11 protein-coding genes are annotated in these 12,013 nt (G+C 54.5%); 10 read left to right on the top strand and 1 reads right to left on the bottom strand.

Annotated elements, in window-relative coordinates; translation table 11 throughout:
* The first annotated feature begins 5 nt into the window (after positions 1-5).
* From ftsY to livJ, 6 genes are all read left to right on the top strand, one after another.
* Positions 6-1,460 (top strand): signal recognition particle-docking protein FtsY, encoded by a 1,455-nt coding sequence (ftsY, locus tag HV318_RS12085; protein WP_182272943.1) that lies wholly within the window; start codon positions 6-8, stop codon positions 1,458-1,460.
* 2 nt (positions 1,461-1,462) lie between these two features.
* A complete protein-coding gene (gene ftsE / locus HV318_RS12080; RefSeq protein WP_182272942.1) occupies positions 1,463-2,128 on the top strand; it encodes a cell division ATP-binding protein FtsE in 666 nt (221 codons plus the stop codon).
* Positions 2,121-3,176, top strand: a complete 1,056-nt coding sequence (ftsX, locus tag HV318_RS12075) for a permease-like cell division protein FtsX (protein ID WP_182272941.1) — start codon at positions 2,121-2,123, stop codon at positions 3,174-3,176. Before ftsE ends, ftsX begins: the two co-directional genes overlap by 8 nt.
* A 254-nt stretch (positions 3,177-3,430) precedes the next feature.
* Entirely contained in the window at positions 3,431-4,288 is an 858-nt protein-coding gene (rpoH, locus tag HV318_RS12070) for an RNA polymerase sigma factor RpoH (RefSeq protein ID WP_182272940.1), read from the top strand.
* A 135-nt stretch (positions 4,289-4,423) separates the two neighbouring features.
* Positions 4,424-5,689, top strand: coding sequence for a 4-aminobutyrate--2-oxoglutarate transaminase (locus tag HV318_RS12065; RefSeq protein ID WP_182272939.1), 1,266 nt, complete (start codon positions 4,424-4,426; stop codon positions 5,687-5,689).
* Between the two features lie 197 nt (positions 5,690-5,886).
* The gene (livJ, locus tag HV318_RS12060; RefSeq protein ID WP_182272938.1) at positions 5,887-6,987 is read left to right on the top strand and encodes a branched chain amino acid ABC transporter substrate-binding protein LivJ; all 1,101 of its coding nucleotides are present in this window, start codon (positions 5,887-5,889) and stop codon (positions 6,985-6,987) included.
* A gap of 96 nt (positions 6,988-7,083) precedes the next feature.
* On the opposite strand, the gene panM is transcribed toward livJ, so the two are convergent.
* The gene (panM, locus tag HV318_RS12055) at positions 7,084-7,467 is read right to left on the bottom strand and encodes an aspartate 1-decarboxylase autocleavage activator PanM (protein ID WP_182272937.1); all 384 of its coding nucleotides are present in this window, start codon (positions 7,465-7,467) and stop codon (positions 7,084-7,086) included.
* A gap of 424 nt (positions 7,468-7,891) precedes the next feature.
* Between panM and livK the strand changes: the two genes are divergently transcribed.
* Genes livK through livG form a run of 4 tightly spaced genes read left to right on the top strand, consistent with a single transcriptional unit; the run spans position 7,892 to position 12,012 of the window.
* Complete coding sequence (gene livK / locus HV318_RS12050; RefSeq protein WP_182272936.1) at positions 7,892-9,001, top strand: high-affinity branched-chain amino acid ABC transporter substrate-binding protein LivK; 1,110 nt, start codon at positions 7,892-7,894, stop codon at positions 8,999-9,001.
* Positions 9,002-9,047: 46 nt separating this feature from the next.
* A complete protein-coding gene (gene livH / locus HV318_RS12045; protein ID WP_182272935.1) occupies positions 9,048-9,974 on the top strand; it encodes a high-affinity branched-chain amino acid ABC transporter permease LivH in 927 nt (308 codons plus the stop codon).
* Positions 9,971-11,248: a branched chain amino acid ABC transporter permease LivM gene (livM, locus tag HV318_RS12040; RefSeq protein ID WP_182272934.1), complete on the top strand. Its 1,278-nt coding sequence runs from the start codon at positions 9,971-9,973 to the stop codon at positions 11,246-11,248. Before livH ends, livM begins: the two co-directional genes overlap by 4 nt.
* Positions 11,245-12,012 carry a high-affinity branched-chain amino acid ABC transporter ATP-binding protein LivG gene (gene livG, locus HV318_RS12035; RefSeq protein ID WP_182272933.1) on the top strand — a complete coding sequence of 256 codons (768 nt, stop codon included), beginning with the start codon at positions 11,245-11,247 and terminating at the stop codon, positions 12,010-12,012. Before livM ends, livG begins: the two co-directional genes overlap by 4 nt.
* Position 12,013 lies beyond the last annotated feature (1 nt).

Below are 12,013 nucleotides of genomic sequence, written 5' to 3'. Positions count from 1 at the left end.
CGCAGATGGCAAAACAAAAAAAACGTGGCTTCTTTTCCTGGCTGGGCTTCGGTGAAAAAGAGCAAGAAACAGAACAGAAAACCGAAGAGCAACAAGCTGTTGAAGAGCAGTCGCAGCCTGAAACACCGGTAGAAACCGCTGCGGTTGTCGAAGCGGAAGAGCATGCGCACAGCAAAGAAGAGACTGAAGCCTTTGCTGAAGAAGTGGTTGACGTCACCGAACAGGTTCAGGAGAGTGAAAAACCAGAACCTGTTGTGGTTGAAGACGTTGCAGAGGTTATTGCAACGCCTCAGGCGGTCATTGAGCACGAAGAGTTGCCGCTGCCGGAAGAGGTGAAAGCCGAAGACGTTTCTGCCGAAGAGTGGCAGGCTGAAGCGGAAACCGTTGAAATTGTTGAGGCGGTGGAAGAGGAAGCGCAAAACGAACCAGAGCTGACTGACGAAGAGCTGGAAGCCCAGGCGCTGGCGGCACAAGCGACTGAAGACGACGTTACCGAACAGGCCGAAGAGAACGTCGTTCAGGAGCAGGAAAAACCGACCAAAGAAGGTTTCTTCGCCCGCCTGAAACGTAGCCTGCTTAAAACCAAAGAAAACTTAGGTTCCGGATTTATCAGTCTGTTCCGCGGCAAAAAGATCGACGACGATCTGTTTGAAGAGCTGGAAGAGCAACTGCTGATCGCCGATGTCGGCGTGGAAACCACCCGTAAGATCATCGCGAACCTGACGGAAGGGGCGAGTCGCAAACAGCTGCGCGACGCCGAAGCGCTGTACGGTCTGCTGAAAGACGAGATGGGTGAAATTCTCGCAAAAGTTGACGAACCGCTTAATATTGAAGGCAAAACACCATTTGTTATTCTGATGGTTGGCGTGAACGGTGTGGGTAAAACCACCACTATCGGCAAGCTGGCACGTCAGTTCGAGCAGCAGGGTAAATCGGTGATGCTGGCGGCGGGCGATACCTTCCGTGCAGCGGCGGTTGAGCAGCTGCAGGTCTGGGGCCAGCGCAACAACATTCCGGTGATTGCCCAGCATACAGGCGCAGATTCCGCGTCCGTTATTTTCGATGCTATCCAGGCGGCGAAGGCGCGTAATGTCGATGTGCTGATTGCCGATACCGCAGGGCGTTTGCAGAACAAATCGCACCTGATGGAAGAGTTGAAGAAAATCGTTCGCGTCATGAAGAAGCTGGACGAAGAAGCACCGCATGAAATTATGCTGACCATCGATGCCAGCACCGGGCAGAACGCCATTAGTCAGGCGAAACTGTTCCATGAAGCGGTAGGACTGACGGGGATCACGCTGACCAAGCTTGACGGTACCGCCAAAGGCGGGGTGATCTTCTCCGTGGCCGATCAGTTCGGCATTCCTATCCGTTACATCGGTGTGGGCGAGCGTATTGAGGATTTACGTCCGTTTAAAGCGGACGACTTTATTGAGGCATTATTTGCCCGAGAGGACTAACAATGATTCGCTTTGAACACGTCAGCAAGGCCTATCTCGGTGGGAGACAAGCGTTGCAGGGGGTGACATTCCACCTGCAGCCAGGCGAGATGGCATTCCTGACCGGCCATTCAGGCGCGGGGAAAAGTACCCTGCTCAAGCTTATCTGTGGGATCGAACGGCCCAGTGCCGGGAACATCTTTTTCAGCGGCCATGACATCAGCCGCCTGAAAAACCGTGAAGTGCCGTTCCTGCGTCGTCAGATCGGCATGATTTTCCAGGATCACCACCTGCTGATGGATCGCACGGTTTTCGATAACGTGGCGATCCCGCTGATCATTGCCGGTGCCAGCTATGATGATATCCGCCGTCGCGTGTCTGCGGCGCTGGATAAAGTCGGGCTACTGGACAAAGCGAAGAACTTCCCGATCCAGCTTTCCGGCGGTGAGCAACAACGTGTGGGTATTGCCCGTGCGGTGGTGAACAAGCCTGCGGTATTGCTGGCGGATGAACCGACCGGTAACCTGGACGATGCCCTGTCCGAAGGGATTTTGCGTCTGTTTGAGGAATTTAACCGCGTTGGGGTAACGGTCTTGATGGCGACGCACGACATCAATCTTATCTCTCGTCGTTCGTACCGCATGCTGACCCTGAGCGACGGTCATTTGCACGGAGGCCACGGTGAATAAGCGTGATGCAATAAACCAGATTCGACAGTTCGGGAACCGGTTTGACCGTTTCCGTAAGTCGCAGGGCGGCGGTGACGGCAATCGTAATACACCCAAGCGCGCGAAAGCCGCACCGAAGCCGAACTCCCGCAAAACCAACGTCTTCAATGAGCAGGTGCGCTATGCCTTCCACGGCGCATTACAGGATCTGAAAAGCAAGCCGCTGGCCACGTTCCTGACGGTGATGGTAATTGCCATCTCCCTGACTCTGCCAAGTGTCTGCTACATGGTGTATAAGAACGTCAACCAGGCGGCGTCACAGTATTATCCGTCGCCGCAGATCACGGTCTATCTGGATAAAGCGCTCGACGATAACGCGGCGGCGCAGGTGGTCGGGCAGATCCAGGCCGAACAGGGCGTTGAGAAGGTCAACTATCTCTCGCGTGATGAAGCGCTGGGTGAGTTCCGCAACTGGTCAGGGTTTGGTGGCGCGCTGGACATGCTCGAAGAAAACCCGCTGCCTGCCGTGGCAGTGGTGATCCCGAAGCTTGATTTTCAGGGCACGAATGCACTCAACACCCTGCGTGACCGCATCACCGGCATTAAAGGCATTGATGAAGTGCGTATGGATGACAGCTGGTTCGCGCGTCTCTCTGCCCTGACCGGGCTGGTAGGGCGTGTGGCGGCGATGATTGGTGTGCTGATGGTGGCAGCGGTATTCCTTGTCATCGGTAACAGCGTGCGTCTGAGCATCTTCGCCCGCCGTGATACCATCAACGTGCAAAAACTGATTGGTGCGACGGATGGTTTCATCCTCCGGCCATTCCTCTACGGCGGCGCATTGCTCGGTTTTTCCGGCGCATTTCTTTCATTAATATTGTCAGAAATTTTGGTGATGCGGCTCTCCTCTGCCGTCACCGAAGTGGCGCAGGTTTTCGGAACTAAGTTTGATATCAGTGGCTTAGGGTTCGATGAGTGTCTGTTGCTACTGCTGGTCTGCTCGATGATCGGCTGGGTGGCCGCATGGCTGGCGACGGTTCAACATTTACGTCACTTTACTCCCGATTAAGAAAAGCGTGATATAATCTTTCCCTGCACCGAGGTGTTCGCTCTGCAGGGAAAGAGTCCCTGTTGTCTCTTCCCCGTATTATCATCTCCATGTCACATTTTGTGCGTAATTTATTCACCGTTGCACCTGGAACTTGTGGATAAAATCACTGTCTGATAAAAGAGTGAATGCTAATCTCGTTGCTCAAACGCTTTGGCATGGTTGTTGCCTGACGGGGATAACCAGGGTCAGAAGAGAAACATTGAGAGGAATGAATGACCAAAGAAATGCAAACTTTAGCTTTAGCCCCTGTTGGTAACCTGGAGTCTTACATCCGGGCTGCGAACACCTGGCCGATGTTAACGGCCGAGGAAGAAAAGGAGCTTGCTGAAAAGCTGCATTACCAGGGCTGCCTGGAATCAGCTAAGAAGCTGATCCTGTCTCACCTGCGCTTTGTTGTTCACGTTGCTCGTAATTATGCGGGCTACGGCCTGCCGCAGGCAGACTTGATTCAGGAAGGTAACATCGGTCTGATGAAGGCTGTACGTCGCTTTAACCCGGAAGTGGGTGTGCGACTGGTCTCCTTCGCCGTACACTGGATCAAAGCTGAAATTCACGAATACGTTCTGCGTAACTGGCGTATCGTGAAGGTCGCCACGACAAAAGCGCAACGCAAACTGTTCTTCAATCTGCGTAAAACCAAGCAGCGTCTGGGCTGGTTCAATCAGGATGAAGTTGAAATGGTGGCGCGCGAGCTGGGCGTGTCCAGCAAAGACGTGCGTGAGATGGAATCCCGTATGGCCGCGCAGGACATGACGTTTGACATGTCTTCCGACGATGATGCCTCTGACAGCCAGCCGATGGCACCGGTTCTGTATCTGCAGGATAAGACCTCTAACTTTGCCGACGGCATTGAAGAGGACAACTGGGAAGATCAGGCCGCGAACAAGCTGAGCTATGCGATGGAAGGCCTCGACGAACGTAGTCAGGATATTATCCGTGCCCGTTGGCTGGACGAAGACAACAAGTCCACGCTGCAGGAACTGGCCGACCGCTACGGCGTGTCCGCTGAACGTGTGCGTCAGCTTGAAAAGAACGCCATGAAAAAACTTCGCGCCGCTATCGAAGCGTAATTCCCGCGAAGTCCCCGATGACCCTCGAATGCAAATTCGGGGGTTTTGTTTTTTTATCTCCCGCTCTGGCGAATTCCGCCCCCCTGGCAAACACTTACAGATGCGCTAAGCAGGCAACTTTCTCAGGGGGACAGGGTGAAAAATAACGAACTGAATGACCGGCGTTTGCAGGCGACGCCGCGCGGTATTGGGGTGATGTGTAACTTCTATGCCGAAAAAGCCGAAAATGCCACGGTGTGGGACGTTGAAGGCAATGAGTACATTGATTTCGCCGCCGGGATCGCCGTGCTGAATACCGGGCACCGGCATCCAAAAGTTATCTCCGCTATCGAAAAACAACTCCACGCATTTACCCATACGGCATACCAGATTGTGCCGTACGAAGGCTATGTAGCCCTTGCCGAGCGTCTTAACGAACGTATGCCCATTGACGGCCCGGCCAAAACGGCCTTCTTCTCGACGGGCGCAGAAGCCGTCGAAAACGCGGTGAAAATTGCCCGCGCGTATACCCGACGTCCCGGTCTTATCACTTTCGGCGGTGGCTTCCACGGCCGTACTTTTATGACAATGGCACTGACGGGGAAAGTCGCGCCGTACAAGCTGGGCTTTGGCCCGTTCCCTGGCTCGGTTTACCACGCGCAATACCCGAACGCGCTGCACGGCGTCAGTACGGCGGAGTCGCTGAAAAGCCTGGAGCGTATCTTTAAAGCAGATATCGCCCCGGATCAGGTGGCGGCCATTATCCTTGAGCCTGTTCAGGGTGAGGGGGGGTTCAACGTCGCCCCTGCTGATTTCATGCAGGCACTGCGTGCCCTGTGCGATACCCACGGTATTTTGCTGATTGCTGACGAAGTACAAACCGGCTTCGCGCGTACCGGCAAGCTCTTCTCGATGGAACATCACTGCGTGAAGGCTGACTTGATCACGATGGCGAAAAGCCTGGCGGGTGGAATGCCGCTCTCTGCGGTATCGGGCCGGGCAGAGGTGATGGATGCACCCGCACCAGGCGGGCTGGGCGGCACCTATGCGGGCAACCCGCTGGCGATTGCGGCGGCCCACGCCGTACTGGACGTGATTGAAGAAGAGGAACTCTGCACGCGGGCGGCGCATCTCGGCCACCATCTGGTGGAGGTGCTGAATAAAGCGAAAGCGGGCTGTCCGTTTATCGCCGACATTCGCGCGCAAGGTTCAATGGTAGCGGTAGAGTTTAACGACCCGCAGAGCGGGCATCCGTCACCGGAATTCACCCGTCTGGTGCAGGAGCGTGCGCTGAAGGAAGGTCTGCTGCTTCTGAGCTGTGGCGTGTATGGCAACGTCATCCGCTTCCTGTACCCGCTCACCATCCCCGAAGTGCAGTTCCGTAAAGCGCTGGATATTATTTCCGCGTCGCTGACACGTTAAAGCCACAAGCCCGGCTGAAATGACTGCCGGGCTTATCATATATTCATTTCAAATTAGCTATTCCAAAATCATAAAAATGGGGTATGTTTTAGCAGAGTATGCTGAAAAAGCGCGAGTGGTATACCTATAACTGAAATAAAGCGCTACGCAACAACATCACAACAATCGTAATAACCATAATAATGGGGAATCTCAGGATGAATATGAAGGGTAAAGCGTTACTGGCAGGATGTATCGCGTTGGCATTCAGCACGATGGCTCAGGCAGACATTAAAGTCGCCGTCGTTGGTGCGATGTCCGGTCCGGTAGCTCAGTATGGTGACCAGGAGTTTACTGGCGCAGAACAGGCTGTTGCAGACATTAATGCTAAGGGCGGAATCAAAGGCGAAAAACTGCAGATCGTAAAATATGATGATGCCTGTGATCCGAAACAAGCGGTAGCCGTAGCGAACAAAGTGGTGAACGACGGGATCAAATACGTTATCGGCCACCTGTGCTCCTCCTCTACACAGCCAGCGTCTGACATCTACGAAGACGAAGGTATTCTGATGATCACCCCGGCCGCGACTGCACCAGAGCTGACCGCACGTGGTTATAAGCTGACTCTGCGTACCACTGGCCTGGACTCCGATCAGGGCCCAACTGCCGCCAAATACATTGTTGAAAAAGTGAAACCGAAACGCATTGCGATCGTTCACGACAAACAGCAATACGGTGAAGGCCTGGCGCGCTCAGTGCAGGATAACCTTAAGAAAGCGAATGCCGACGTGGTGTTCTTCGACGGTATTACTGCCGGTGAAAAAGACTTCTCCACCCTGGTGGCGCGTCTGAAGAAAGAGAATATCGATTTCGTTTACTACGGCGGCTATCACCCGGAGATGGGTCAGATCCTGCGTCAGGCGCGTGCTGCGGGCCTGAAAACCCAGTTCATGGGGCCAGAAGGTGTGGCGAACGTGTCGCTGTCTAACATTGCCGGTGAATCTGCTGAAGGCTTGCTGGTCACCAAGCCGAAGAACTACGATCAGGTACCTGCGAACAAACCGATTGTAGATGCCATCAAGGCGAAGAAACAGGATCCAAGCGGTGCGTTCGTGTGGACGACTTACGCTGCGCTGCAGACCCTGCAGGCAGGTCTGAACCAGTCAACCGATCCGGCTAAGATTGCCACCTGGCTGAAAGCGAACTCCGTAGATACCGTTATGGGCCCGCTTTCCTGGGATGCGAAGGGCGACCTGAAGGGCTTTGAGTTCGGCGTGTTTAACTGGCATGCCAACGGTACGGCGACCGACGCCAAATAAACGCAAAAAGGCAACGTAAGTTGCCTTTTTTAATGTTTTCTCCCTCTCCCTGTGGGAGAGGGCCGGGGTGAGGGCATCAGGCCGCACAGAACAAAACTAGCGCTTCTCCCACCCATTTGCCTGCGCCGTAAACCCTAATGCCTGCATAAATGCCGCCATCACGCTGCGGTCTTCCACGCCCACGTCGGCCATCCACCAGGAGGTCACACTCGGGTTTTCGCGGATAACCTCTTCAACCAGATACTGCCCTACACCGCGACGGCGGGTTACGTCACGCACGCGAAGTGAGTCCAGCGCCCCTTCCGTACCGCTCAGTGTGACGCGCACAGCCGCCAGCAGACGCTCGTTAAAACGCGCGGCATAAATGCGATGAGTCTCGTCGACGGTCAGCGACGAAGGGGAATATTCCGGCCAGATTTTGCCCAGGTCGATATGATCCTGGTCGCTAAAGGTCACCAGACGAACGATAGTCAGTTTCATTAGCTACTTGTCCAAATCAAATAGAGTGGGGGCAGTGTACTCAATTTATTCACTCAGCGGCTTCTTCTTTTTATTCCCATTAACCAGGTGATTAGTTTTTTGGCAACGCATTGTGCAGTTCGAAAACATATGGATCGAAAAATAAGCAGAATTTTAACCTAAATGGCAGTGATTTATTCGGCGCTTTATGCCGTTATTTTATGCTGCAAACTGCGCTTTTATTTGTTTATCTCTGTCTGATTTCAGAATATTATCTTTGCTTAATCACCTGAAAAATAGAGATATTAGTCTGGTTTTTGTGAAAAAACTGCGCTAAACCATTAAAGGCACTGGTAAAAATAGCGTTGTTCATTAAAAGTACAGAATGCTTTTTAACCATAATAAAACAAAATATATACACAACATCACGAATGGGGATTCAGAGATGAAAAGGAACGCGAAGACGTTAATCGCGGGGATGGTCGCACTGGCGATTTCGCATGCAGCTATGGCGGAAGAGATTAAAGTTGCTGTCGTCGGTGCGATGTCCGGCCCTGTCGCCCAGTGGGGAGATATGGAGTTCAACGGCGCGCGCCAGGCAATCAAAGACATCAACGCCAAAGGCGGTATCAAAGGTGACAAGCTGGTAGGTGTGGAGTACGACGACGCCTGCGATCCAAAACAGGCCGTGGCAGTCGCCAACAAAATTGTGAACGATGGCATCCAGTACGTGATCGGCCACCTGTGCTCATCGTCCACTCAGCCTGCGTCTGATATCTACGAAGACGAAGGCATTCTGATGATTACCCCTGGTGCGACTAACCCGGAGCTGACCCAGCGCGGTTATCAGCACATCATGCGTACTGCCGGTCTGGACTCCTCTCAGGGGCCAACTGCCGCCAAATATATCCTCGAAAACGTCAAGCCGCAGCGTATCGCCATTATTCATGACAAGCAGCAGTATGGCGAAGGTCTGGCGCGTTCCGTTCAGGATGGCCTGAAAAAAGGCGGTGCGAATGTTGTCTTCTTCGACGGTATTACCGCGGGTGAGAAAGACTTCTCCGCGCTGATTGCCCGTCTGCAAAAAGAAAACATCGATTTCGTTTACTACGGTGGCTACTACCCGGAAATGGGCCAGATGCTGCGCCAGGCACGTTCAGTCGGTCTGAAAACCCAGTTTATGGGGCCGGAAGGTGTGGGCAATGCCTCACTGTCTAACATTGCGGGCGACGCTGCCGAAGGCATGCTGGTGACGATGCCAAAACGCTATGACCAGGATCCGGCGAACAAAACTATCGTTGATGCGCTCAAGGCGCAGAAGAAAGATCCGAGTGGTCCATACGTGTGGATCACTTACGCAGCGGTGCAGTCTCTGGCAACCGCACTGGATCGTAGCGGCAGCAAAGAACCGCTGGCGCTGGTGAAAGATTTAAAAGCACACGGGGCGAACACCGTGATTGGGCCGCTGAACTGGGATGAGAAAGGCGATCTGAAGGGATTTGAGTTTGGTGTCTTTAAGTGGCACACCGATGGTTCGTCCTCGGTCGCCAAATAATTATCCCACCGCCCGAACCACCGGGCGGGTATAAAAAGGTTTGCATATGTCCGAGCAGTTTCTCTATTTCTTGCAGCAGATGTTTAACGGCGTCACGCTGGGAAGCACCTACGCGCTGATCGCCATCGGTTATACGATGGTTTACGGCATTATCGGCATGATCAACTTCGCCCACGGCGAGGTGTACATGATCGGTAGCTATGTCTCCTTTATGATCATTGCCGCCCTGATGATGATGGGTATCGACAGCAGCTGGTTGCTGGTTGCCGCCGGATTTGTCGGCGCGATTGTGATTGCCAGTGCCTACGGCTGGAGCATTGAGCGCGTGGCCTACCGGCCGGTGCGCAGCTCCAAGCGCCTGATTGCACTCATCTCCGCCATCGGGATGTCTATCTTCCTGCAAAACTACGTCAGCCTGACGGAAGGTTCACGCGATGTGGCGTTGCCAAGCCTGTTTAACGGCCAGTGGATTGTAGGAGCCAGCGACAACTTCTCTGCCTCTATCACCACCATGCAGCTGGTTATCTGGATTGTGACCTTCATTGCGATGCTCGCCCTGACGCTGTTCATCCGTTACTCCCGCATGGGACGCGCCTGCCGCGCCTGTGCAGAAGATCTGAAGATGGCGAGCCTGCTCGGCATCAACACCGACCGCGTGATTGCGCTTACCTTCGTGATTGGCGCAGCGATGGCGGCGGTGGCGGGCGTATTGCTCGGTCAGTTCTACGGCGTAATCAACCCGTACATCGGCTTTATGGCCGGGATGAAAGCTTTCACTGCGGCGGTGCTGGGCGGTATCGGCAGTATTCCTGGCGCGATGATTGGTGGCCTGATCCTGGGCGTGGCTGAAGCGCTCTCTTCGGCGTATCTGAGTACCGAATATAAAGATGTGGTGTCGTTTGCCCTGCTGATTCTGGTTCTGCTGGTGATGCCTACCGGTATTCTGGGTCGTCCGGAGGTAGAGAAAGTATGAAACCGATGCATTTTGCAATGGCGTTGCTCTCTGCTGCCATGTTCTTCGTGCTGGCGGGCGTCTTTATGGGCGTTCAGTTAGAGCTGGATGGCACTAAGCTGGTGGTCGATACCGCCGCCGACATCCGCTGGCAGTGGGTGTTTATTGGCACTGCGGTCGTGTTCCTGTTCCAACTGCTGCGTCCGCTGTTCCAGAAGACGCTGAAAAACGTCTCTGGCCCGAAATTTGTGCTGCCCGCTATCGACGGTTCTACCGTTAAGCAGAAGCTGTTCCTCGTGGCGCTGCTGGTGGCGGCTGTTGCGTGGCCGTTTGTGGTATCGCGCGGTACGGTGGATATCGCGACGCTGACCATGATCTACGTGATCCTCGGTCTCGGCCTCAACGTGGTGGTGGGCTTGTCCGGCCTGCTGGTGCTGGGCTACGGCGGCTTTTACGCCATCGGTGCCTACACCTTTGCGCTGCTGAACCACTATTACGGCCTCGGATTCTGGACGTGTCTGCCGCTGGCTGGGTTGGTTTCTGCCGCGGCGGGCTTCCTGCTGGGCTTCCCGGTGCTGCGTCTGCGTGGTGACTATTTAGCGATTGTGACCTTAGGCTTCGGTGAAATCGTCCGTATCCTGCTGCTCAACAATACCGAAGTGACCGGTGGCCCGAACGGTATCAGCCAGATCCCGAAACCGACCTTCTTCGGTCTGGAGTTCAGCCGTACCGCCCGCGAAGGTGGCTGGGATACTTTCAGCAACTTCTTTGGTATGAGGTATGACCCATCCGACCGCGTTATCTGGCTTTACCTGGTCGCGCTGCTGCTGGTGGTGATTACGCTGTTCGTGATTAACCGTCTGCTGCGTATGCCGCTGGGCCGCGCCTGGGAAGCACTGCGTGAAGATGAGATTGCCTGTCGCTCGCTGGGCCTGAACCCAACCCGTATCAAGCTGACCGCGTTCACCATCAGTGCCGCATTTGCCGGTTTCGCCGGAACGCTGTTTGCCGCACGTCAGGGCTTCGTCAGCCCGGAATCGTTCACCTTTGCCGAATCCGCCTTTGTGCTGGCGATTGTGGTGCTCGGCGGGATGGGCTCGCAGTTCGCCGTTATTCTGGCGGCCATCCTGCTGGTGGTATCGCGTGAACTGATGCGTGACTTTAACGAATACAGCATGCTGATGCTGGGTGGTTTGATGGTGCTGATGATGATCTGGCGTCCGCAGGGCTTGCTGCCGATGACGCGTCCACAGCTGAAGCTGAAGAACGGACAAGCGAAAGGAGAGCAGGCATGAGTCAGCCATTATTATCCGTTAACGGCCTGATGATGCGTTTTGGCGGCCTGCTGGCGGTCAACAACGTCTCTCTGGATCTGCACAAGAAAGAGATTGTCTCCCTGATTGGCCCGAACGGCGCGGGGAAAACAACAGTGTTTAACTGCCTGACCGGTTTTTACAAGCCAACGGGCGGTACCATTATGCTGCGCGACCAACATCTGGAAGGATTGCCGGGCCAGCAAATTGCCCGTATGGGCGTGGTGCGTACCTTCCAGCACGTGCGTCTGTTCCGCGAGATGACGGTGATTGAGAACCTGCTGGTGGCACAACATCAGCAGCTCAAAACGGGCATCTTCTCTGGCCTGCTGAAAACCCCAGCTTTCCGTCGTGCGCAGAGCGAAGCGTTAGATCGCGCTGCGACCTGGCTCGACCGTATTGGTCTGCTCCAGCACGCTAACCGTCAGGCGAGCAACCTGGCCTACGGTGATCAGCGTCGCCTTGAGATTGTGCGCTGCATGGTGACCCAGCCGGAAATCCTGATGCTCGACGAACCGGCTGCGGGCCTCAACCCGAAAGAGACCAAAGAGCTGGACGAGTTGATTGCTGAGCTGCGCGATCATCACGACACCACTATTCTGTTGATTGAACATGATATGAAGCTGGTGATGGGCATCTCTGACCGTATCTACGTGGTGAACCAGGGTACACCGCTGGCGAATGGTACGCCGGATGAGATCCGCAACAACCCGGACGTGATCCGTGCTTACCTGGGTGAGGCATAAG

Origin of the sequence: Enterobacter sp. RHBSTW-00901, from assembly GCF_014103115.1 — a bacterium.
GTDB lineage: Bacteria > Pseudomonadota > Gammaproteobacteria > Enterobacterales > Enterobacteriaceae > Enterobacter > Enterobacter cloacae_P.
The sequence above is the reverse complement of the archived record's forward strand: the minus strand, read 5'-3'. Positions and strand labels throughout refer to the sequence as shown.

Coding starts and splice junctions, on each gene's coding strand:
- livK (WP_182272936.1), top strand. CDS start 7,892: ATGAAAAGGAACGCGAAGACGTTAATCGCGGGGATGGTCGCACTGGCG.
- ftsE (WP_182272942.1), top strand. CDS start 1,463: ATGATTCGCTTTGAACACGTCAGCAAGGCCTATCTCGGTGGGAGACAA.
- rpoH (WP_182272940.1), top strand. CDS start 3,431: ATGACCAAAGAAATGCAAACTTTAGCTTTAGCCCCTGTTGGTAACCTG.
- livJ (WP_182272938.1), top strand. CDS start 5,887: ATGAATATGAAGGGTAAAGCGTTACTGGCAGGATGTATCGCGTTGGCA.
- livH (WP_182272935.1), top strand. CDS start 9,048: ATGTCCGAGCAGTTTCTCTATTTCTTGCAGCAGATGTTTAACGGCGTC.
- ftsY (WP_182272943.1), top strand. CDS start 6: ATGGCAAAACAAAAAAAACGTGGCTTCTTTTCCTGGCTGGGCTTCGGT.
- livM (WP_182272934.1), top strand. CDS start 9,971: ATGAAACCGATGCATTTTGCAATGGCGTTGCTCTCTGCTGCCATGTTC.
- panM (WP_182272937.1), bottom strand. CDS start 7,467: ATGAAACTGACTATCGTTCGTCTGGTGACCTTTAGCGACCAGGATCAT.
- livG (WP_182272933.1), top strand. CDS start 11,245: ATGAGTCAGCCATTATTATCCGTTAACGGCCTGATGATGCGTTTTGGC.